At 72.6% G+C, this 20905-nt stretch carries 18 protein-coding genes; 7 read left to right on the forward strand and 11 right to left on the reverse strand.

Going from position 1 to position 20905, the window contains the following annotated elements; translation table 11 throughout:
* The first annotated feature begins 438 nt into the window (after positions 1-438).
* Positions 439-1437, forward strand: a complete 999-nt coding sequence (gene trpS, locus ACRWNP_RS16645) for a tryptophan--tRNA ligase (protein WP_431962018.1) — start codon at positions 439-441, stop codon at positions 1435-1437.
* Between the two features lie 43 nt (positions 1438-1480).
* On the opposite strand, the gene proC is transcribed toward trpS, so the two are convergent.
* The 3 genes from proC to ACRWNP_RS16660 form a co-directional block, all read right to left on the reverse strand.
* Positions 1481-2290, reverse strand: coding sequence for a pyrroline-5-carboxylate reductase (gene proC, locus ACRWNP_RS16650; protein WP_431962019.1), 810 nt, complete (start codon positions 2288-2290; stop codon positions 1481-1483).
* 66 nt (positions 2291-2356) lie between these two features.
* The gene (locus ACRWNP_RS16655) at positions 2357-3094 is read right to left on the reverse strand and encodes an ABC transporter permease (protein ID WP_431962020.1); all 738 of its coding nucleotides are present in this window, start codon (positions 3092-3094) and stop codon (positions 2357-2359) included.
* The gene (locus ACRWNP_RS16660) at positions 3091-3879 is read right to left on the reverse strand and encodes an ABC transporter ATP-binding protein (RefSeq protein WP_431962021.1); all 789 of its coding nucleotides are present in this window, start codon (positions 3877-3879) and stop codon (positions 3091-3093) included. The genes ACRWNP_RS16655 and ACRWNP_RS16660 overlap by 4 nt, the downstream gene beginning before the upstream one ends.
* A 901-nt stretch (positions 3880-4780) precedes the next feature.
* Here ACRWNP_RS16660 and ACRWNP_RS16665 point away from each other — a divergent pair.
* Together ACRWNP_RS16665 and ACRWNP_RS16670 are read left to right on the forward strand one after the other, a co-directional pair.
* Positions 4781-6259 carry a SulP family inorganic anion transporter gene (locus ACRWNP_RS16665; protein WP_431962022.1) on the forward strand — a complete coding sequence of 493 codons (1479 nt, stop codon included), beginning with the start codon at positions 4781-4783 and terminating at the stop codon, positions 6257-6259.
* Between the two features lie 143 nt (positions 6260-6402).
* Positions 6403-6840, forward strand: coding sequence for a hypothetical protein (locus tag ACRWNP_RS16670; RefSeq protein WP_431962023.1), 438 nt, complete (start codon positions 6403-6405; stop codon positions 6838-6840).
* Here the strand turns inward: ACRWNP_RS16670 and ACRWNP_RS16675 are convergent, their stop codons facing one another.
* The 3 genes from ACRWNP_RS16675 to ACRWNP_RS16685 all read right to left on the reverse strand — a co-directional run bounded on the left by ACRWNP_RS16675 (position 6841) and on the right by ACRWNP_RS16685 (position 8460).
* Positions 6841-7629, reverse strand: coding sequence for a class I SAM-dependent methyltransferase (locus ACRWNP_RS16675; RefSeq protein WP_431962024.1), 789 nt, complete (start codon positions 7627-7629; stop codon positions 6841-6843).
* 156 nt (positions 7630-7785) lie between these two features.
* The gene (locus ACRWNP_RS16680; protein WP_431962025.1) at positions 7786-8097 is read right to left on the reverse strand and encodes a hypothetical protein; all 312 of its coding nucleotides are present in this window, start codon (positions 8095-8097) and stop codon (positions 7786-7788) included.
* Between the two features lie 75 nt (positions 8098-8172).
* Positions 8173-8460, reverse strand: a complete 288-nt coding sequence (locus tag ACRWNP_RS16685) for an SH3 domain-containing protein (protein WP_431962178.1) — start codon at positions 8458-8460, stop codon at positions 8173-8175.
* A 159-nt stretch (positions 8461-8619) separates the two neighbouring features.
* Between ACRWNP_RS16685 and ACRWNP_RS16690 the strand changes: the two genes are divergently transcribed.
* A complete protein-coding gene (locus ACRWNP_RS16690) occupies positions 8620-10800 on the forward strand; it encodes a serine/threonine-protein kinase (protein ID WP_431962026.1) in 2181 nt (726 codons plus the stop codon).
* 52 nt (positions 10801-10852) lie between these two features.
* Here ACRWNP_RS16690 and ilvD read toward each other — a convergent pair whose 3' ends face one another.
* From ilvD to ACRWNP_RS16710, 4 genes are all read right to left on the reverse strand, one after another.
* Positions 10853-12706, reverse strand: a complete 1854-nt coding sequence (gene ilvD, locus ACRWNP_RS16695; RefSeq protein WP_431962027.1) for a dihydroxy-acid dehydratase — start codon at positions 12704-12706, stop codon at positions 10853-10855.
* A 214-nt stretch (positions 12707-12920) separates the two neighbouring features.
* The gene (locus ACRWNP_RS16700; RefSeq protein ID WP_431962028.1) at positions 12921-13553 is read right to left on the reverse strand and encodes a TetR family transcriptional regulator; all 633 of its coding nucleotides are present in this window, start codon (positions 13551-13553) and stop codon (positions 12921-12923) included.
* Entirely contained in the window at positions 13553-14356 is an 804-nt protein-coding gene (locus ACRWNP_RS16705; protein WP_431962180.1) for a sugar phosphate isomerase/epimerase family protein, read from the reverse strand. Before ACRWNP_RS16705 ends, ACRWNP_RS16700 begins: the two co-directional genes overlap by 1 nt.
* Before the next feature lie 144 nt (positions 14357-14500).
* Complete coding sequence (locus tag ACRWNP_RS16710; protein ID WP_431962029.1) at positions 14501-15439, reverse strand: Ppx/GppA family phosphatase; 939 nt, start codon at positions 15437-15439, stop codon at positions 14501-14503.
* Between the two features lie 101 nt (positions 15440-15540).
* Here ACRWNP_RS16710 and ACRWNP_RS16715 point away from each other — a divergent pair, with 101 nt between their 5' ends.
* The gene (locus ACRWNP_RS16715; RefSeq protein ID WP_431962030.1) at positions 15541-16380 is read left to right on the forward strand and encodes a hypothetical protein; all 840 of its coding nucleotides are present in this window, start codon (positions 15541-15543) and stop codon (positions 16378-16380) included.
* Positions 16381-16439: 59 nt separating this feature from the next.
* Here ACRWNP_RS16715 and ACRWNP_RS16720 read toward each other — a convergent pair whose 3' ends face one another.
* Entirely contained in the window at positions 16440-18101 is a 1662-nt protein-coding gene (locus ACRWNP_RS16720) for a BACON domain-containing protein (RefSeq protein WP_431962031.1), read from the reverse strand.
* A gap of 215 nt (positions 18102-18316) precedes the next feature.
* Here ACRWNP_RS16720 and radA point away from each other — a divergent pair, with 215 nt between their 5' ends.
* Positions 18317-19705 (forward strand): DNA repair protein RadA, encoded by a 1389-nt coding sequence (gene radA, locus ACRWNP_RS16725; RefSeq protein ID WP_431962032.1) that lies wholly within the window; start codon positions 18317-18319, stop codon positions 19703-19705.
* A gap of 66 nt (positions 19706-19771) precedes the next feature.
* Entirely contained in the window at positions 19772-20902 is a 1131-nt protein-coding gene (gene disA, locus ACRWNP_RS16730; protein WP_431962033.1) for a DNA integrity scanning diadenylate cyclase DisA, read from the forward strand.
* Positions 20903-20905 lie beyond the last annotated feature (3 nt).

A 20905-nucleotide genomic window follows, 5' to 3' on the forward strand; every position in this document is an offset into this window, starting at 1 on the left:
CGTTTCCGGCCCCCTGTTGGAGCGGGGTTTTTCGTTTCGCGCCTTCCGGCGTGTCCACTACGTTAGCGGATTTCCCCGGCGGCTCATAATCGAGCCATTCGGATCGGATTTCGGCACGCCGAAATCGTCCCCGCAGGGAAGTCGTGCTGCAGTGGGTTGCCGCCGGGCGGCTGGAGTGGCCGCCCCTGGAAAGGTGACCCCGTCCGAGGCAGCTTGAGAACACTACACCACGCCCCGCGGTGCTTCAAACCTGTGGCCGTCAACTGGTTTGCGCGTTACCTTCGCTGCATGACCGAGCATGCGCACTCGTACCTGTGGTGGGCCGCCTGACGGCGGCCGACGCTCAGCGCATGCGTCCAACGGCCGCCGCTTCGGCGGCCGTCGGTGTTTCCGCTCCGGCTCGCCGACCGCGGCGGTCCCAAGCCGGGAGGAACACCGATGACGAGGGTCTTCAGCGGGATCAAGCCGACGGGGCACCTGACCCTGGGCAACTACCTGGGCGCCGTGCGGCAGTGGGCCGCTGTGGATCAGCACCGGGCCGAGTCGCTGTTCTGCGTCGTGGACCTGCACGCCCTCACCGTTGAGCACGATCCGGCGCGCGTACGGCGGCTGAGCCGGCAGGCGGCGACACTCCTGCTGGCGGCCGGGCTCGACCCGCGGGTCTGCACGCTCTTCGTCCAGAGCCATGTGGACGAGCACGCCCGGCTGGCGTACCTCCTCGAATGCACGGCCACCGACGGGGAGATGCGGCGGATGGTCCAGTACAAGGAGAAGGCGGCCCGGGAGCAGCGGCGGGGCGGCAGTGTGCGGCTGTCCTTGCTGACGTACCCGGTGCTGATGGCGGCGGACATCCTGGCGTACGGGGCGGACGAGGTGCCCGTCGGTGACGACCAGGCGCAGCACGTGGAGCTGACGCGCGATCTGGCGGTGCGCTTCAACCACCGGTACGGGCATGTCTTCACCGTCCCACGGGCGGTGCTGCCGCAGGTGGCGGCACGGGTGATGAACCTGCAGGACCCGGAATCGAAAATGGGGAAGTCGCAGGACACCGGTCCGGGGATCGTCTACCTGCTCGACGAGCCGGAGGTCGTCCGCAGGAAGGTGCTGCGGGCGGTGACGGACAGCGGGCAGGACGTGGAGTACGAGCCACGGGAGCGGCCGGGGGTGGCGAACCTGCTGGAGATCCTGTCGGCCTGCGCGGGCCGGTCGCCGCAGGACCTCGCGGCGGGGTACGACTCGTACGGCGCCCTGAAGAAGGACACCGCCGAGGCCGTGGTGGAGGAGCTGCGGCCGCTGCGGGAGCGGCACGCGGAGCTGGTGGCCGACCCCGGCTACGTGGACGGGGTGCTCAGGGAGGGTGCCGAGCGCGCGCGGGTGCTGGCCCGCCCGGCCGTCGACGCGGCCTACCGGGCGATCGGGCTGCTGCCGCCGGGCTGACCGCCGGCGCGCGGCCTGCGGCATCCTCGCCGGGTCGGGCCGGTCAGCCGTTGCCGGAGGCCAGCTCTCGGCTGCGGTCGCGGGCTGCCTCCAGGGCGGCGATCAGGGCGTGGCGCACGCCGTGCTTCTCCAGTTCCCGGATGGCGTTGATGGTGGTGCCGGCCGGGGAGGTGACGGCCTCGCGGAGCTTGACCGGGTGCTCGCCGCTGTCGCGGAGCATCACGGCGGCGCCGATCGCGGACTGCACGATCAGGTCGTGGGCCTGGGCGCGGGGCAGGCCGAGGAGGATGCCGGCGTCGGTCATGGCTTCGACCAGGTAGTAGAAGTACGCGGGGCCGGAGCCGGAGAGCGCGGTGGCGGCGTCCTGCTGGTACTCGGGGATGCGCAGGGTCTTGCCGACCGGCTGGAGGATCTCCTCGGTGCGCAGCAGGTGCTCCTCGGCGGCGTGGCTGCCCGCGGAGATCACGGACATGCCCTCGTCGACCAGGACCGGGGTGTTGGGCATGACGCGGACGACGGCGATTCCCTGCGCGAGGCGCTCCTCGAAGAAGGAGGTGGGGACGCCGGCCGCGGCGCTGATGATCAGGCGGTCGGCGGCGACGTGCGGGGCGAGCTCCTCCAGGAGGGAGGACATGTCCTGCGGTTTGACAGCGAGGATGAGGGTGTCCGCGGTCTTGGCCGCCTCCTCGTTGGAGCACGATTCGACGCCGTAGCGGGTGCGCAGCTCCTGGGCGCGGGCCGGACGGCGGGCGGTCACCAGGAGGTTCTCCGGCTTCCAGCCGGCACGGAGCATGCCCGACAGCAGGGCCTCGCCGATCTTGCCGGTGCCGAGCACCGCGACTTTCTGCGTCATGGGCCCATACTCGCACCGTGGGCGGCCCGGCGGCCGTGCCGTCCACGGTGCGGTCACCGCCGGGGATCAGGCCGTACGGCGGCGGAGCGTGGCCGCGCCGAGGGCGAGCGCGAGCGCGGCGCTGCCGGCGACCACGGCGAGGTCGCGGACGAAGTCACCGGTGACGCCCGTATGGGTGAGGACCTCCTGCATGCCGTCGACCGCGTACGACATCGGCAGGACATTGGAGACGGCCTCCAGCACCGGCTGCATCCGGTCGCGCGGCATGAGCAGTCCGCAGAGCAGGAGCTGCGGCAGCAGCACGGCGGGCATGAACTGCACGGCCTGGAACTCGCTGGCCGCGAAGGCGCTGACGAACAGGCCGAGGGCGGTGCCCAGGCAGGCGTCGGCGAGGGCGACCAGGAGCAGCAGCCAGGCGGAGCCGGTGACGTCGAGGCCGAGCGCGAGGACGGCGAGCCCGGTGGCGAGGGCGGCCTGGACGACGGCGATGACGCCGAAGGCGAGGGCGTACCCGGCCAGCAGGTTGCCCTTGCCCAGCGGCATGGACAGCAGGCGTTCCAGGGTGCCGGAGGTGCGTTCGCGCAGCGTCGCGATCGAGGTGACCAGGAACATCGTGATGAGCGGGAAGATGCCCAGCAGCGAGGCTCCGACGGTGTCGAAGGTGCGCGGGCTGGCGTCGTAGACCCAGGACAGCAGGGTGAGCAGCACGCAGGGCACGACGACCATCAGGGCGATGGTGCGCGGGTCGTGGCGCAGTTGCAGCAGCACGCGGCGGGCGGTGGCGAGGGTGCGGCGCGTGCTCATCGGGCGGCCTCCCCGGCCTGGTGGGGGAGCTTGCCGGCGGCCTCGTCGACGAGGTGGAGGAAGGCGTCCTCGACGGTGCGGGCGCCGGTGCGGGCGCGCAGTTCCTCGGGGGCGCCGTGGGCGAGGATGCCGCCCTCGCGCATCAGCAGCAGCCGGTGGCAGCGCTCGGCCTCGTCCATGACGTGGCTGGAGACGAGGAGGGTGGCGCCCCGTTCGGCGGCGAGGCGGTGGAAGAGCTCCCACAGGTCGCGGCGCAGGACGGGGTCGAGGCCGACGGTGGGTTCGTCCAGCACGAGCAGTTCGGGGCTGCCGAGCAGCGCCACGGCCAGGGAGACCCGGCCCAGTTGTCCGCCGGAGAGGTTGCCGGCGAGGGCGGTGGCGTGGGAGGCCAGGCCGACGTCGGCGATGGCGCGTTCGACGTGGCCGGGGGCGTCCCCGCCGAGGACGGCGGCGAAGTACTCGAGGTTCTGGCGGACGGTCAGGTCGCGGTAGACGGAGGCGGCCTGGGTCACGTAGCCGATGCGGGGGCGCAGGTCGCGGTGGCCGGCGGGCAGGCCGAGGACGTCGAGGGTGCCGGTGACGCAGGCCTGGGTGCCGACGACAGCGCGCATGAGGGTCGACTTGCCGCAGCCGCTGGGGCCGAGCAGGCCGGTGATCTCGCCACGGGGGACGGTGAACTCCAGGGCGTCCAGGACGGTGCGGCCGCCTCGGACGACGGTGAGCCCGAAGGCGTGAACGGCGGGTCCGGGGCCGGGTTCCCGGGGCTCCTCGGCTTTATTCATCATGCGGTGAATAATGCTCCGCGGCGCGTCTGGGCGTCAAGGAGCAGTGGATGCATTCGTTTGAGTGACCGATCATTTACGCTCCGTTTACCTAAAGAGCTTGCAAAATGGAGTGGCTGCCTGCGCAAAATGGAGGGCGGCTTCGCATCGGAACGGGGGCACCTGTGGTATCGGCCAAGGGAGTTGCGCGCGCTGTCGCCGTCATGGCGGCACTGCTGCTCTCCCTGTTCGCGGCGATAGGCTGCGCCACCGCCGAGCCCGCTCCCGCCTCCGGCCGAGGTGCGGGTACGACGGTGGCGCGCGCGGAGGCCGAGACCCGGAACTGCCTGGCACGGCGGCACGGGAGCAACGGCATACGCCTGGTGCTGCCCGGGACCGTGAGCGTCCCGGCCCCAGCACCGGCCCCGCGGGGCGGCACCGGAACCGATGAGACGGTTCCGGTAAAAGACGCCCAGGTGTCCGCCGCCGTGACGGCGCCGCGGACCGCCCGGCAGGCGGTACCCCTCTCCAGATCCGGAGAACTACCGCTCGCCCACGGCGCGTTCCGCTGCTGAGGCACGGCCCGCCGCCTGCTCTTCCCTCCTGACCGCGGTCGTCGCCCGCGGCCCGGGCCCGACCCCGGCCTGAGCCCGCGCCGGCGCCCGCGCGTCCACGTGCACGCACATGCACACATGCACGCGTACGCGGCGCTCACGGTCCGGGAGAGACCGCCCCCCCACACTGCTCGACCACGTACGCCCCGCCCACGCCGGCGCCGGGGCGCAATGGAGGACACCCTCGTGAAGACCTTCATCCCCCCATCCCCCACCTCTGGTTCCGCCCTCCCCCCACCAGCCGCCGGGCCTGTCCGGCCCGTCCGCGGCTTCCTCACCCCCACCCCCGCCCCCGCCCGGTGAGCCGCATCATGCGCGCCGCGTCGCGACTGCCCCGCCCGCGGTCGCTGCGCGCCGACGTCACCGCGTCCCTGGTCGTCTTCCTCGTCGCCCTGCCGCTGTGCGTGGGCGTGGCCGTCGCCTCCGGGGTACCGGCCGAACTCGGCCTGGTCACCGGCATCGTCGGCGGCATCGTGGCCGGGATGCTCCCCGGCAGCAGCCTCCAGGTGTCCGGCCCGGCCGCCGGACTCACCGTCCTGGTCTACGAGGCGATCCAGGAGTTCGGGCTGCCCTCGCTGGGCGTGCTCGTGCTCTGCGCCGGCGGGCTGCAGCTCGCCATGGGGGCGCTCCGGCTGGGCCGCTGGTTCCGGGCCATCTCCGTCGCCGTCGTCCAGGGCATGCTGGCCGGCATCGGCCTGGTGCTGATCGCCGGACAGGTATACGCGCTCACCGACACCGCGGCGCCGGCCGGCGGCCCGGCGAAGATCGCCGGATTACCCGGACTGGTCGCGGCCACCCTCGCCTCGCCCGCGGCGCTCACCGCGCTCGCCGTAGGCGGCGGCACCATCGTGGTGCTCGTCGTCTGGCCCCGCATCCCGCGCGCCGCACGGCTGCTGCCGGGGCCACTGGCCGCGGTCGCGCTGGCCACGGGCGCGGCCGCGCTGTTCGACCTGCCGGTCGAGCGCGTCGAGGTGGCGGGCCTGCTCGACGTCGTCCAGCCGCCGGGCGCCGAGCAGTTCGCGGGGCTGGCGAGTCTGTCCATGATCGGCACCGTGGTGGCCTTCACGCTGATCGCCTCCGCCGAGAGCCTGTTCAGCGCCGCCGCGGTGGACCGGCTGCACAACGGGCCGCGCACGGATTACGACAAGGAACTCATCGCACAGGGCGCGGGCAACGCCGTCTGCGGGGCGCTCGGTGCGCTGCCGATGACCGCGGTGATCGTACGCAGCGCCGCCAACGTGCACGCGGGTGCCCGCACGAAGGCGGCGCGCGTGCTGCACGGCCTGTGGCTGCTGCTGTTCGCCGCGCTGCTCCCCGGCGCCCTCGGGGTGATCCCGGTGGCCACGCTGGCGGGCGTGCTGGTGCACGCGGGCGGGAAGCTCGTACCGGTGAAGGAGATCGTGCCGCTGTGGCGCGAGCACCGGGGCGAGGCCGTCGTCCTGCTGGTGACCGCGACGGCGATCGCGGCCACCAACTTGTTCGAGGGAGTGCTCATCGGGCTGCTGACGGCCGTGTTCAAGGCGGCCTGGGAAACCTCGCAGACCCATGTGGAGATCCACGACAAGGGTGAGGGCCCGATCGTCGTCCGCGTCCTGGGCAACGCCACCTTCCTGCGGCTGCCCAAGCTGCTGGAGCAGTTGGAGGCACTGCCCCGCGACCGCCCGATGGAACTGGACCTGCGCCGGCTGCGGCACCTCGACCACGCCTGCGGCATGGCGCTGCTCGGCTGGGCCGAGCGGCACAACGAGGAGGGGGTGACGCCGGTCCGGGTGCAGGGCGCACCGGTGTGACGCGGCGGCCCGGGACCGGGCGGGACGGGGGCGTCGCCCCTGACCCACGGTTCCGGGCCGTCTCAGGGTCATCCCCTATGGCTTCGGGAGCGAAGCGGAGTGACCGTGGCCATATGAGGCGTTCTACCGATGTATCCCGGGACGTGACCGGAGTCGAGAAGCGTCAGCTCGCGGTGGCCTCGGCCACCCTCGGCCCCTGGCGCCCGGCGGCGGCCGTCGGCGCGATCGGCGGTGGGGTGTCCCTCGCCGCCTCCGCCTTCAGTGGCGACTTCGGGCTCGGCGTCGTCGCGGGCGCCGTGTCCGTCGCGCTGATGCTCTTCTTCCTCGTCGGCGGCGCCGGCGCGGTGACCGGGCGCGGCCCGCGCGCCGACCGCCGCATACGCCGCTGGGCGGCCGCCCACCCCTGGCGCGTCGCGCTGGTGCCCGCGGGGATGCTGCTCGTCACCGACGTCGTGATGCGCCGGATCCTGACCTCGGAGGGCTTCTTCGGCAGCCTCTGGGACGGCCTGTGGCGAGGGGTCCTCGTCGCGGGGGTGGTCGGCGTCGTCGGTTCGGTGGCGGGGAAGCGGCGGGCCGGCTAGCTAGGGCCCGTCGGTCCTTTTCACCGCCACCGTGAGATCGACCTTGTAGGGCTCGATCACCCGGCCGTCCGGGAAGAGCGCCAGCAGCGCGCGCCGCTCGTCGTCGAGGATGCGGCGGGCGGCGTCCGGGGCGAGCACGGCGAAGTAGGAACGGCTGCCGAGCATCGTGAGGTGCGTGTCCAGCGGGACGGTACGTGTCCAGTGCAGGACGCGGGTCTGGGCGCGCATCCCCAGGCGGGTGCCGAGCGAGCGGAGGATGTCCTCCGCCGTCCCCGTCAGGCCGTTCTCGTGGTAGCGGGGGACCGCGCGGGCCAGCCGCTCCTCCTGTTCCCGCACCCAGGCGACTCCGGTGTCCGGCACGTTCCACCACAGGGCGAGCGCGCCGCCCGGCCGGAGCACCCGTGCGGCCTCGGGGGAGGACCTGGCCGGGTCCGTCCAGTGCCACGCCTGGGCGTACGTCACGAAGTCCGCCACCCCGGACGCGAACGGCAGCGCGTCCCCGTCCCCGCGCACGAGCGGCACGTCCGGCTGCCCCGCCCGCAACTGCGCGGCCATCCCCGCCCCGGGCTCCACGGCCGTCACGTCCGCCCCGCGCGCCCGTATCAACGCCGTGGCGATTCCGGTCCCGGCGCCCACGTCCAGGACCGTGGCCCCGGCGAAGGGACGGCCGCTGATCTCCTCGACGGCGTCGAACAGCTCACCGGGGTAACCGGGGCGGGCCGCGGCGTACTGCGCGGCGACGGTGTTGAACGACTGGGCGAGCACGCGGTGGGCCGGCTGTGTGGTCATGGGGGTTGTTCTTCCCCGGGGGACCCGGGCGCGACCCACCGCGCGGGCTCTGTCAGACGCGCTCTCGGTGACGTACCCGTCGCTGCCGACACGCACCACCGGGCTCTCCGGCGAGCGAGTGCCTGGTGGCGCGATGGAGCACGAGGTACGGCTGCGTCAGCTGCAGCGGGGGGCGATGTAGCCGTCGCTGCCGGTCCGGACGTACGCGTCGGAGACGAACTGGCCGTCACCAATGCAGTCCCAGATGTTCGACGTGCCGTAGTAACCGCTGACCGTCGTACCCTGCGTCTGGCGGAAGACCGACGCCTCGGCGCCGTACGGTGAGGTCGTGACGATCCGGTAGCCCGAGCCCGGTCCGTTGCGGACGTTGAGTCGCACGTCGGGCGCGGCCTGGTCGTAGATGATGGGCGCCCCCACCGCGGACCCCTCCGCCACGCCCCCGAGCACCAGGAGGACGGTCCCTGCCATCGCGGCCACGCCGACCGCCGGCACGGCGCGCCTGTTCTTCTCTGACTCACGCGCCTTCGGGACGGAGTACGACAATTATCCGCAGCGTGCCGCGACGTAACCGTCACTGCCAGTGTGCACATACGCGTCGGAGACGTACTGCCCGGGACCAATTCGGTCCCAGATGTTCGACGTGCCGTAGTAGCCACTGACAGTGGTGCCGTTGGCCTGGCAGTAGATGGGCACGCGGGCGTCATAGGGCAGGACCTTCACGATCTGGTAACCCGTCCCGGGCCCGCTCCGGACGTTGAGACGGCAACCCGGCGCCACCGGGTAGGTGACGATGTCGGCAACGGCAGTCGCCTCGGCGTCCGCGACAACCATCCTTCCCGCAGCATCGTCAAAGTTGCTCTCGGACATCGGCCCTCCCCCGTGGAGATTAACTCTCTGTCAGGTGCAGGCTAGCAATCCGAGCCGTCGTCGTAACGGCAATCCACTAGGCTCACCAAGTTGCGGCTGTGGACGAACACACGGGGGTGGGTCATGCCGCCACTGCGGAGACCCGGAACTGACCGGGAAGCGGAATTTCCCGAATACGCGGGGCAGTACCGCCTGGAAAGGCGGCTCGGCTCCGGCGGGATGGGCGTGGTGCATCTGTCACGCTCCACGTCCGGCCTGCGCTTGGCCGTGAAGGTCGTGCACCAGGAGTTGGCGGCCGACCCGGAGTTCAGAGCGCGTTTCCGGCAGGAGGTCGCCGCCGCTCGGCGGGTGAGCGGCGCGTTCACCGCTCCGGTGGTGGACGCCGACCCCGACGCCGAACGGCCTTGGATGGCCACCCTCTACATGCCCGGGCCCACTCTGGCTGAATTCGTGAAGCGGAACGGACCGGTGTCGCCTGCCCAAGTGCGGTACCTGATGGCGGGACTGGCCGAAGCCCTGCGCGACATCCACCGGGTGGGCGTGGTGCACCGGGATCTGAAGCCCAGCAACGTGCTGCTGGCTTCGGACGGCCCCAAGGTGATCGATTTCGGCATCTCACGACCGTCCGACAGTGACCTGAGGACCGAGACGGGCAAGTTGATCGGTACGCCCCCGTTCATGGCACCCGAACAGTTCCGCCAGCCGCGCTCGGTGGGACCGGCCGCAGACATATTCGCGATGGGTTCCGTGCTCGTGCACGCGGCGACCGGACGGAGCCCATTCGATTCCGACAGTCCGTATGTCGTCGCCTACCAAGTGGTGCACGAGGAACCACACCTGACCGGCGTACCGGCCGATCTCCGGCCGCTGATCGAACGCTGTCTGGCGAAGAACCCCGAGGAACGGCCGGCCCCGGATGCCCTGATGGCGGAGCTCAGAGCAGTGTCGGCGTCCTACAACACCCAAGCATTCACGCTTCTGGAGGAAGGGGACCTTTTCCTCCCCGCCCAGCGCCCGCCAGGAGCCGACGAACGCATCGACCGCGCCGGCCTGCCGAAGAGGAGCCGGGAACACACGGCGGGGCGCTTTGCGAACCGACAGCGGCAAGCCCTCGCGGCAGGAGTCGCGTTGGCCCTCCTCGGCACCGGCGCGGTGCTGGCCGTACAGCGCCACGCGGGTCGCGACGGCGGAGAAACGACGGCGAGCCACAGCGCCATCGGGCCGGAGACGAAACGGTTCACGCCGTGGCATTCGGTCCTCCGGAACGACGCGTCCACTACCGCGATGCCCGCCTGTTCCTACAGCGGGCGAGCCCTGTACTGCGCGCAACCAGGGGTCCTCGCCGCGAAACTCGATCCCGCCAGCGGCCTGCTCCAGTGGTCACGACGCGTGGCAACCGACGGCTCGACGGACGAACCATCCACCGCGCCTCTGTTGTCGGGGGATGTCCTCCATGCCCACATCGCCCGCCGGAACCGACTCGAAGCCATCGATTCGTCCACAGGGAAGACCTGGTGGGACCTCGATCTGTCGCCCTACAACGGCCGCTTCCTGGACACGGGCGCGCAGATTCTCCTGGTCTCGCCCGGAGCCGTCGTGACCGCGGTCGACGGACTGACGGGCACGAAGAAGTGGCGGAAGCCGCTCCCGGGCCACTCCCAGCCGATCTTCACCGTGGACCGAGCTTCGGATGTCATCTACGCGATCGAAGTCGCAGGTGACGGAAACACCACGCTGGTCACCGCGCTCAATCCGAACGACGGTGACAGGCGCGGACAGAAACGCCTCACAGGCAACCTCAGCCCGATCGGCGTGGTCGACGGCAGCGTCTACTTCAGCGTGTCCGATGCCGAGTCCCGGACCACCGCCATCGTGCGTTACACGCCCGGCGCGGGAACGCTGCAACGGATTCGGCTCGGTGTGCCGCTCCCCGGTGCACGTATCGCAGTGCAGGGCTCCAGGGTCTACGCGATCGGTTACAACGGGGCGTTGGTCTCGGTCGACACCGACGGAACCGGCGGTGAGGACGCGGAGCGATGGACGGTGGAGACATCGGTGAGCTACGCGTCCCCGCCCGTCGTCGACGGCGACCACCTCTTTTTCGTCGCGGCCGACGGGCGCCTGCTGGCGTTTCACACAGCGGACGGCCGCTTCCTCGGGCAGACCCCGCCACGCATGAACGGCAACCGCAGCCGTCAGGTACTGGACCCGCCCGCCCCCGTCGTCGCCGACGGGAAGGTGTTCGCGACCGCGCCCGACGGGAGCGTGTTCGCCGTGGACGCGAAGGACCCCTCCCGCTGGTGATCGTGGGGACCGGCGGAAGGGGTCCCGGGGACGGCTGGTCCGGGGTCCGGCGTCAGCCCTCGAGCTTCGACACGTCGCGGACGGCGCCCTTGTCGGCGCTGGTGGCCATCGCGGCGTACGCCTTCAGGGCCAGGGAGACCTTGCGGTCGCGGGCCCTGGGGGCGTAGACGCCGCCGAGGGCGGCGCGGCGGGCGGTCAGTTCCTCCTCCGGGACGAGGAGTTCGATGCTGCGGCCGGGGATGTCGATGCGGATGCGGTCGCCGTCCTCGACCAGGGCGATCGTGCCGCCGGAGGCCGCCTCGGGCGAGGCGTGGCCGATGGACAGGCCCGAGGTGCCGCCGGAGAAGCGGCCGTCGGTGACGAGGGCGCAGGCCTTGCCGAGACCGCGGCCCTTGAGGAAGGAGGTGGGGTAGAGCATCTCCTGCATGCCGGGGCCGCCCTTGGGGCCCTCGTAGCGGATGACGACGACGTCGCCCTCCTTGACCTCCTTGCGGAGGATCTTGTCGACGGCCTCCTCCTGGGACTCGCAGACCACGGCCGGGCCCTCGAAAGTCCAGATCGACTCGTCGACGCCGGCGGTCTTCACCACGCAGCCGTCCGCGGCGAGGTTGCCGTGGAGCACGGCGAGGCCGCCGTCCTTGGAATAGGCGTGGTCGACGGAGCGGATGCAGCCCTCGGCGGCGTCCAGGTCGAGGGCCGCCCAGCGCTCGGACTGGGAGAAGGCCTCGGCGGAGCGGACGCAGCCGGGGGCGGCGTGCCAGAGCTCCTCCGCCTCGGCCGAGGGGGAGCCGCCGCGGACGTCCCAGGTCTTGAGCCAGTCGGCGAGCGACGGAGAGTGGACGGCGTGGACGTCCTCGTTGAGCAGGCCGCCGCGGTGGAGCTCGCCCAGCAGGGCGGGGATGCCGCCGGCGCGGTGCACGTCCTCCATGTAGTACGTACGGCTCTTCGCGACGTTGGGCGCGACCTTGGCGAGGCACGGCACGCGGCGCGAGACGGCGTCGATGTCGGTCAGGCCGAAGGGGACGCCCGCCTCCTGGGCCGCGGCGAGCAGGTGGAGGATGGTGTTGGTGGAGCCGCCCATGGCGATGTCGAGGGCCATGGCGTTCTCGAATGCCGCGAAGGTGGCGATGGAGCGCGGCAGCACGGACTCGTCGTCCTGCTCGTAGTAGCGCCGGGTGAGGTGGACGACGGTGCGGCCGGCGTCCTCGTACAGCGCCTTGCGGGCCGTGTGGGTGGCCAGGACCGAGCCGTTGCCGGGCAGGGACAGGCCCATCGCCTCGGTGAGGCAGTTCATCGAGTTGGCGGTGAACATGCCGGAACACGAGCCACAGGTGGGACAGGCGTTCTCCTCGATGCGGAGGATGTCCTCGTCGGAGACCCTGTCGTTGACGGCGTCCGCGATCGCGTCGATCAGGTCGAGGGTGCGCACCGTGCCGTCGACGAGGGTGGCCCGGCCGGCCTCCATGGGTCCGCCGGAGACGAAGACGGTGGGGATGTTGAGGCGCAGGGCGGCCATCAGCATGCCCGGGGTGATCTTGTCGCAGTTGGAGATGCAGATCAGCGCGTCGGCGCAGTGCGCCTCGACCATGTACTCGACGGAGTCGGCGATCAGGTCGCGGGAGGGCAGCGAGTAGAGCATGCCGCCGTGACCCATGGCGATGCCGTCGTCGACGGCGATCGTGTTGAACTCGCGCGGCACGGCGCCCGCGGCCTTGATCGCCTCGCTGACGATGCGGCCGACGGGCTGCAGGTGGGTGTGCCCGGGCACGAACTCCGTGAAGCTGTTGGCCACGGCGATGATCGGCTTGCCGATGTCCTCGCTCGCTACGCCCGAGGCCCGCATGAGGGCGCGGGCGCCCGCCATGTTGCGGCCGTGGGTGACTGTGCGGGACCTCAGCTCGGGCACGGGGACCACTCCCTACGTTTCCATCCGGAGCCTTCGAGCGTACGCCTCCGGTCGCGGCGCGCGGCGGCATGTCCGTATTACGGACGGCGAGTCCACTGTGTGGATGACGATCCGGTGCCGGCCCTCCGCGTCCGTCGCGGGGCGGCGACGGGGCGGCGACGGGGCGGCGACGGGGCGCTCTCCCCATTGTCGACCCGTTTCGCCGCGCCGCGGATCAGTCCGTGACAGGTCCGGGGTCGGTCAGGTAGCGCTGGAGGGTCGGCGCGACGAGGGCGACGACCTCCTCCATGTCCGCCGACGCCAGCGGCTCGAGCTTGATGACGTAGCGCATCATCACGATGCCGATCATCTGGGCACCCGCGAGTTCCGCGCGGAGCCGGGGGTCGGGGACCTCGAGCTCCGACGCGACGCGTTCCAGCAGCCGCCGCAGGACGATGCCGCGCAGCACGGCCGCGGCCGCGTCGTTGGTGACGGCGGAGCGGACGATCGCCAGCATCGGGGCCCGGGAGACCGGGTTCTCCCAGATGGCGACGAAGAAGCGGGCCAGCCGCTCCCCGACGCCCTCGGGGCCGGAGGCGAGGACGTCGGGGACGCCGAACGCGGGCTCGAAGGTCAACTCGATCGAGGCTTCGAAGACCTGCTCCTTGGCCCCGAAGTAGTGGTGTACCAGCGCCGGGTCCACGCCCGCGGACTTGGCGATGGCGCGGATCGAGGTCTTGTCGTAGCCGCGGGCGGAGAACTCCTGGCGGGCCGCGGAGAGGATCCGCTCCCGGGTCTCGGCGGTGCCCGAGCGGCTCCCCGCGGGGCGGCCGCGGCCGCGCCTGCCCGTCCCGCCCTCCGGAGCCATCAGCGCACCCGCGCGGCCGCGGCCAGGTGCAGCCGGGTGAAGGCCAGCGCCTCGGCGAGGTCCGCCTCGCGTTCGGCGGCCGACATCGCGCGCCGGGTGTTGACCTCGATCACCACGTGGCCGTCGAAGCCCCGCGAGGCCAGCCTCTCCAGGACCTCCACGCAGGGCTGCTTGCCGCGTCCGGGCACCAGGTGCTCGTCCTTGCCGGAGCCGTTGCCGTCGGCCAGGTGGACATGGCCGAGCCGGTCACCCATGCGGTCGAGCATCTCCAGGGTCTCGGTCCTGGCCGTGGCCGTGTGGGACAGGTCGATGGTGAAGTGCCGGTAGTCGTCCTTGGTCGGGTCCCAGTCGGGGGCGTACGCGAGCATCTCCCGGTCGCGGTAGCGCCACGGGTACATGTTCTCGACGGCGAACCGGACGTCGGTCTCGTTCGCCATCCGCCAGATGCCGGCGACGAACTCCCGCGCATAGCTGCGCTGCCAGCGGAACGGCGGGTGGACGACCACGGTCGAGGCGCCGAGCTTCTCCGCCGCCGCCCGGGCCCGCTGCAGCTTCACCCAGGGGTCGGTCGACCAGACCCGCTGGGTGATCAACAGGCAGGGGGCGTGCACCGCGAGGACCGGGATGCCGTGGTAGTCCGACAGGCGGCGCAGCGCCTCGATGTCCTGGCTGACCGGGTCGGTCCACACCATCACCTCGACGCCGTCGTAGCCCAGCCGGGCCGCGATCTCGAAGGCCGTCGCCGTGGACTCGGGGTAGACCGAGGCCGTGGACAACGCGACCTTCGCGTCCGGTACGCGCACGGTGTGTCCGTTCGGGTCCACAGGGTCAGGGGCTGCCACGGGAAACAGCGTACGGCGGCCGGTCGGCCGAACGGCACATCGCACCCGGCCGACGTGACGCGATCGACACGCGGGGGCGCGCGGGCGGCGCGGCGTGCCCCCGCCTCAGCCCCGGTCGCTGGTCATCAGGTCGAGGCGGCGCAGGATGACGCCCTCGCGCAGCGCCCATGGGCAGACCTCCAGCTCGGTGATCCCGAACAGGTCCATCGCCGCGTCCGCCACCAGCGCCCCGGCCAGCAGCTGGCGGGCGCGGCCCTCCGACACGCCCGGGAGTTCCCGGCGGGCGCTCTCCGTCATGTCGGCCAGCCGGGGCACCCACGCGTCCAGCGCCTTGCGGCTGAGCGTGCGCTGCACGTACAGGCCCTCGGCGGAGCGCGCCGCGCCCGCGATCCGGGCCAGCTGCTTGAAGGTCTTGGAGGTGCCCACCACGTGGTCGGGTGCGCCGAGCCGGCTGAACTCCGCGACGGTGCGGGCGATCTCGGCGCGCACATGCTTGCGCAGGCGCCGCACATCGTCCACGGTGGGCGGGTCGTCGGGGAGCCAGCCGCTGGTGAGACGGCCGGCGCCGAGCGGCAGCGAGACCGCGGCGTCCGGGTCCTCGTCCATGCCGTAGGCGACCTCCAGGGAGCCGCCGCCGATGTCCAGCATGAGCAGCCGGCCGGAGGACCAGCCGAACCAGCGGCGGGCGGCGAGGAAGGTGAGCCGTGCCTCGTCCTCCCCGGACAGCACGGTCAGGTTGACCCCGGTCTCCGCGGCCACCCGGGCGAGCACCTGCTCGCCGTTGGTGGCCTCGCGCACCGCGCTGGTGGCGAACGGCAGGACGTCCTCGACGCCCTTGTCCTCGGCGACGACCAGGGCCTCGGCGACCTGCGCGACCAGCCGCCGCACGCCGTCCTCGCGGATCGCGCCGTCCTCGTCCAGCAACTCCGCCAGCCGCAGCTCCGCCTTGTGGGAGTACGCGGGGAGCGGACGCGCGCCAGGGTGCGCGTCCATGACCAGAAGGTGGACGGTATTCGAACCCACGTCGAGGACACCGAGTCTCATGCCCGGAACGCTACTGCGACGCGCCCGGACCGAGGACATGCGGGGTATGGGCACGTGCGCGGGTGACCACTCGAGAAGCTTCACATGCTTACCCTGACATCGTGGCGAAGGCGAAAAAGGCGACGAAGCGGCAGCATCACCCGGACGTGGCGGACGTGGCGGACGAGGTGGGTCTCGATTTCCCGCGCGCGTGGGTCGAGTTCCCCGATCCGGCCGACGAGGAACAGGTCTTCCGGTGCGACCTGACGTGGCTCACCTCACGGTGGAACTGCGTCTTCGGCCGCGGCTGCGAGGGCATCCAGGCGGGCCGGGCCTCCGACGGCTGCTGCACCCTCGGGGCCCACTTCTCGGACGACGACGACGAGAAGCGCGTCGCACGGCACGTGGAGCGGCTCACCCCGGAGCTGTGGCAGTTCCACGACGTTGGCGAGGAGGGCGGCTGGGCCGAGGTCAACGAGGACGGCGACCGGCAGACCCGGCGGCACCAGGGTGCCTGCATCTTCCTCAACCGCCCCGGGTTCCCCGCGGGCGCCGGCTGCGCGCTGCACACGCTCGCGCTCAGGGAGGGCCGCGAGCCGCTGGAGACCAAGCCGGACGTGTGCTGGCAGCTGCCGATCAGGCGCACGTACGACTGGGTGGACCGCCCCGACGACACGCGCGTGCTGATGATCTCGATCGGCGAGTACGACCGGCGCGGCTGGGGCCCCGGCGGCCACGACCTGCACTGGTGGTGCACGGGGGCGCGCTCGGCGCACGGCGCGGGCGAACCGGTCTACCGCTCGTACCGGGCGGAGCTCACGGAGCTGATGGGGCCGAAGGGCTACGACCGGCTCGTCGGGCTGTGCGAGCAGCGGCTCGACTCGCTGCTGCCGATGGCGCCGCACCCCGCGGACCCGGTGCCGGGCCCCCAGGCCCGGAACGAGGACGAGGACGCGGACTAGCACGCGGACAAGAGCGCGGACGCCTGGGCGCCAGGGCCTCTAGGGCCTCTAGGGCGTGTCTAGTCCTCGCCCTCCGCGGGGGACGGGGAGGCCGGGGGGCTCTGACTCGGCGGGTCGCTCGGTGACGGGTCGGGTGCGGACGGGGTCGGAGAGGGCTCAGGGGACGGCGACTGCCTCCCCCGCCCCTCGATCGTGACGACCGCGCCCGACGGGTCGAACCAGATACGTGCCGTCCACGGCCCCACGGGCTCCCGCGAGCGGTCCACAAGGACCGTCAGTGTCATGCTCTCCCCGGGGCGCAGCCTGCCGTGGCTCCGGCTCAGCCGCAGCCACGGATCGGAGGTGGCCGCCCTCCAGCGGACCGGCGCTGACCCCTCGGCGGTGAGGGTGACGACGGTCATGTGGCCGCGCGAGCGGGCCTCCACGAGCAGCCGGCCCGTGCGAGGCACCGAGCGGTCGTCGCCGTCCGCGGTGTCGCCCGACGGCGAGGCGGGACCGCGGGCACCGGCCGAGGCGGCGGCGGACGCCGAGGGGGCGGCGGACACGACGGAGACCGACAGGCGGCCCTGGCCGCCGCGTGTGGACCGCTCGCGCGCGTCGGCGGTGCCCGCGACACCGGCCTTCTCGTACTGCACGCCGTCGAGGCCCTCGCCGGCGCTGAGGGAACCTTCCCCCTTGTGCTCGGGGGCCAGCGGCGCCCCGTGGTAGGCCGCCCACAGCGCGAGCACCGGCGCCGCCACGACGGCCGCGACCACCGTGGAGGTCACCGCGCGGTGCCGCATCCGGGCTCGCCGCGCCATCCGCTCCTTCAGGTCCATCGGGAAGCCGTGCCGGTCGAAGCGCGGGGTGGCCTGGCGGGTGCGTCCGACGCCGCCCCGCATGGCGTGCAGCAGGGCGGCGTACGCGGCCGAGCGGGGTGCCTCGACCGTCGACAGCACGGCGGTGGCGGCGGTGGTGGCCAGGCCCGGCCAGGGGCCCGTCGCCACGGCGCGCTCCGCCGTGACCCGGCAGTGCGGGCACGTGTCGACGTGGGTCACCAGCTCGCGGCGGAGCGCCGAGCCCAGCAGTACCCGCGCGTCCCCGGCGAGGCGGGCGACCGCCGCGCAGTTGCCGAGCTCGACCACGGCGAGCGCCGCCCGGGTGCGCTCCACCTCGCAGGCCGCCTGCGCCAGCAGCGCCCGCGTCGCGTCCGGCTCGCGCCCGACGACCAGGGCCACCTCGTCCGGCGCCAGCTGGTGCCGGACGGCGAGCTCCAGTGCCTCGCGCTGCTCGGGCGTGGTGCCGGCCGCCTCGGGCCAGGCGAGCGCCGCCAGCTCGCCGCGTCTGCGGGCGGCCACGTCGGCCGACGCCTTCACCGATACCGGCCGCCCCTCGGCCAGTGTCCGCAGGCAGGCCCAGCGGGCCAGCGCGTACAGCCAGGGCCTGCGCAGCTCCGCGTCGCGCAGCCGGGCGCGCTGGCGTTCGGCCACGGCCAGCACGTCGCCGAGGGCGGCGGCGGCGGAGTCGTGCTCGCACAGCACGGAGAGGCAGTAGGTGAACAGCCCGTCCAGGTACGGCTCATAGTGGGCGGGCGGCTGCGCGGGCAGGGTCCCCTGCGGGCGTGGCCGCCGCCGCGCCGGGGAGGCGGTGCCACCCGGCGCGGCGCGGCCACGCTGGACCGGCGCGCGGTGTCGGCGGTGCGCGCCGGTTGTCTGGGAGGGTGTGTCAGACCTGCTGCTCATCACTCCGTGACGGTAGGGCCACGACCCGTACGCCCCCAGGCATCACGGCGAGCTTTAATCCAAATGGGTGGTGATCCCGCCCGAAAGAGCACACGCCGCTCACCCCGTCGAGTGACCCCTCCGGCCACGTGCGCGAGCGCTTTCCGGAGCGGGCGGCGGGCGCCCGCGCCCCGCGCGGTGCCGCGTTGTCGGTGCCACCCGATAGCGTGCGGCACATGGCTGCCCGTACCCGCCCCGCTTCCAAGGACCGTCCGTCGTACCGCTGCACGGAGTGCGGCTGGACGACGGCCAAGTGGCTCGGCCGCTGCGGCGAGTGCCAGGCGTGGGGGACGGTCGAGGAGTACGGCGGCGCGGCGGCGGTGCGGACGACCGCGCCGGGCCGGGTGACCACGCCCGCGATGCCGATCGGCCAGGTGGACGGGAGGCAGGCCACCGCGCGCGGCACGGGTGTGCCGGAGCTGGACCGGGTCCTGGGCGGCGGGCTGGTGCCCGGGGCCGTGGTGCTGCTCGCCGGCGAGCCAGGCGTGGGCAAGTCGACGCTCCTGCTGGACGTGGCGGCGAAGGCCTCGGGGCCGCATACGCGGACCCTGTATGTGACGGGCGAGGAGTCCGCCTCGCAGGTCAGGCTGCGCGCCGACCGCATCGGGGCGCTCTCCGACCACCTCTTCCTGGCCGCCGAGACGGATCTGTCCGCCGTCCTCGGCCACCTCGACGACGTGAAGCCGTCCCTGCTGATCCTGGACTCGGTGCAGACGGTCGCCTCCCCGGAGATCGACGGCGCCCCCGGCGGCATGGCCCAGGTGCGCGAGGTCGCGGGCGCCCTGATCCGCGCCTCGAAGGAGCGCGGCATGTCGACGCTGCTCGTCGGCCACGTCACCAAGGACGGCGCGATCGCGGGCCCCAGGCTGCTGGAGCACCTGGTGGACGTGGTGCTGTCCTTCGAGGGCGACCGGCACGCCCGCCTCCGCCTGATCCGGGGCATCAAGAACCGCTACGGCGCCACCGACGAGGTCGGCTGCTTCGAGCTGCACGACGAGGGCATCACGGGCCTGGCCGACCCGTCCGGGCTCTTCCTGACCCGCCGCGACGAGCCGGTCCCCGGCACGTGCCTGACCGTCACGCTGGAGGGCAAGCGCCCGCTGGTCGCCGAGGTGCAGGCGCTGACCGTCGACACCCAGATCCCCTCCCCGCGCCGTACGACCTCCGGCCTGGAGAACTCACGGGTGTCGATGATGCTGGCGGTGCTGGAGCAGCGGGGCCGGATCCGGTCGATCGGCAAGCAGGACATCTACACCGCGACCGTAGGCGGCGTGAAGCTCGGTGAGCCGGCCGCCGACCTGGCCGTGGCGCTCGCCCTGGCCAGCGCGGCGATCGACACGCCGCTGCCGAAGAACCTGGTCGCGGTGGGCGAGGTGGGCCTGGCGGGCGAGGTCAGGAGGGTCACCGGGGTGCAGCGCAGGCTCGCCGAGGCGGCCCGGCTGGGCTTCACCCACGCCCTCGTGCCGCCGGACCCGGGGAAGATCCCGGCGGGGATGAAGGTGACGGAGGTGACGGACATAGGGGACGCCTTGCGCGTCCTGCCCAAGAGGGCCCCACGTCCCTGACCCTTCCGACGGTAAACTTTGCCCTGGTCTCGCCCATCCGGGCATCCGTACGACCGGAGGAGAGCAGTGGCAGCCAACGACCGGGCGGCAGCTCCCGGCAAGGCGGGGAGTCGCGAGGGCTCCGCCGGTGACGGCCTGATGCGCGCCTCCCTGAGCGCCGTGGCCCCCGGGACCGGCCTTCGGGACGGTCTCGAGCGGGTTCTGCGCGGCAACACCGGCGGCCTGATCGTCCTGGGTATGGACAAGACCGTCGAATCGCTGTGCACCGGTGGTTTCGTGCTGGACGTCGAGTTCAGCGCCACCAGGTTGCGCGAGCTGTGCAAGCTCGACGGCGCCCTCATCCTCGACCGGGACATCACCAAGATCGTGCGGGCCGGCGTCCAGTTGGTGCCGGACGCGTCGATCCCCACCGAGGAGACCGGCACCCGCCACCGCACCGCGCAGCGGGTCTCCATCCAGACCGGCTTCCCGGTCGTGTCCGTCAGCCAGTCGATGCGGCTGATCGCCCTCTACGTGGGCGGGCAGCGCCGCGTCCTGGAGGACTCGGCGGCCATCCTCTCCCGCGCCAACCAGGCGCTGGCCACCCTGGAGCGTTACAAGCTGCGCCTGGACGAGGTGGCGGGCACGCTCTCCGCCCTGGAGATCGAGGACCTGGTCACCGTCCGGGACGTCACGGCGGTCGCACAACGCCTGGAGATGGTGCGCCGCATCGCCACCGAGATCGCGGAGTACGTGGTCGAGCTGGGCACCGACGGCCGGCTGCTCTCCCTGCAGCTGGACGAGCTGATCGCGGGCGTCGAACCCGAGCGCGAGCTGGTCGTGCGCGACTACGTGCCGGAGCCGACCGCCAAGCGCAGCCGCACGGTCGCCGAGGCGCTCACCGAACTGGACTCGCTGCCCCAGGGCGAGCTGCTCGAACTCCCCACCGTGGCAAGGGCGCTGGGCTACGCCGGCTCGCCGGAGGCGCTGGATTCCGCGGTCTCGCCGCGCGGGTACCGGCTGCTGGCGAAGGTGCCCCGGCTGCCGAACACGATCGTGGAGCGGCTGGTCGAGCACTTCGGCGGGCTGCAGAAGCTGCTCGCCGCGAGCGTGGACGACCTGCAGACGGTGGACGGTGTCGGCGAGGCCCGGGCCCGCTCCGTCCGCGAGGGGCTGTCGCGCCTCGCGGAGTCCTCGATCCTGGAGCGCTACGTCTGACCC

The organism is Actinacidiphila sp. bgisy160 (assembly GCF_965342435.1).
Lineage (GTDB): Bacteria > Actinomycetota > Actinomycetes > Streptomycetales > Streptomycetaceae > Actinacidiphila.

Coding starts and splice junctions, on each gene's coding strand:
- ACRWNP_RS16685 (WP_431962178.1), bottom strand. CDS start 8,460: ATGGTTGTCGCGGACGCCGAGGCGACTGCCGTTGCCGACATCGTCACC.
- trpS (WP_431962018.1), top strand. CDS start 439: ATGACGAGGGTCTTCAGCGGGATCAAGCCGACGGGGCACCTGACCCTG.
- ACRWNP_RS16655 (WP_431962020.1), bottom strand. CDS start 3,094: ATGAGCACGCGCCGCACCCTCGCCACCGCCCGCCGCGTGCTGCTGCAA.
- ACRWNP_RS16680 (WP_431962025.1), bottom strand. CDS start 8,097: ATGGCAGGGACCGTCCTCCTGGTGCTCGGGGGCGTGGCGGAGGGGTCC.
- ACRWNP_RS16660 (WP_431962021.1), bottom strand. CDS start 3,879: ATGATGAATAAAGCCGAGGAGCCCCGGGAACCCGGCCCCGGACCCGCC.
- ACRWNP_RS16675 (WP_431962024.1), bottom strand. CDS start 7,629: ATGACCACACAGCCGGCCCACCGCGTGCTCGCCCAGTCGTTCAACACC.
- proC (WP_431962019.1), bottom strand. CDS start 2,290: ATGACGCAGAAAGTCGCGGTGCTCGGCACCGGCAAGATCGGCGAGGCC.
- ACRWNP_RS16720 (WP_431962031.1), bottom strand. CDS start 18,101: ATGAGCAGCAGGTCTGACACACCCTCCCAGACAACCGGCGCGCACCGC.
- radA (WP_431962032.1), top strand. CDS start 18,317: ATGGCTGCCCGTACCCGCCCCGCTTCCAAGGACCGTCCGTCGTACCGC.
- ACRWNP_RS16710 (WP_431962029.1), bottom strand. CDS start 15,439: ATGAGACTCGGTGTCCTCGACGTGGGTTCGAATACCGTCCACCTTCTG.
- ACRWNP_RS16690 (WP_431962026.1), top strand. CDS start 8,620: ATGCCGCCACTGCGGAGACCCGGAACTGACCGGGAAGCGGAATTTCCC.
- ACRWNP_RS16700 (WP_431962028.1), bottom strand. CDS start 13,553: ATGGCTCCGGAGGGCGGGACGGGCAGGCGCGGCCGCGGCCGCCCCGCG.
- ACRWNP_RS16665 (WP_431962022.1), top strand. CDS start 4,781: ATGCGCGCCGCGTCGCGACTGCCCCGCCCGCGGTCGCTGCGCGCCGAC.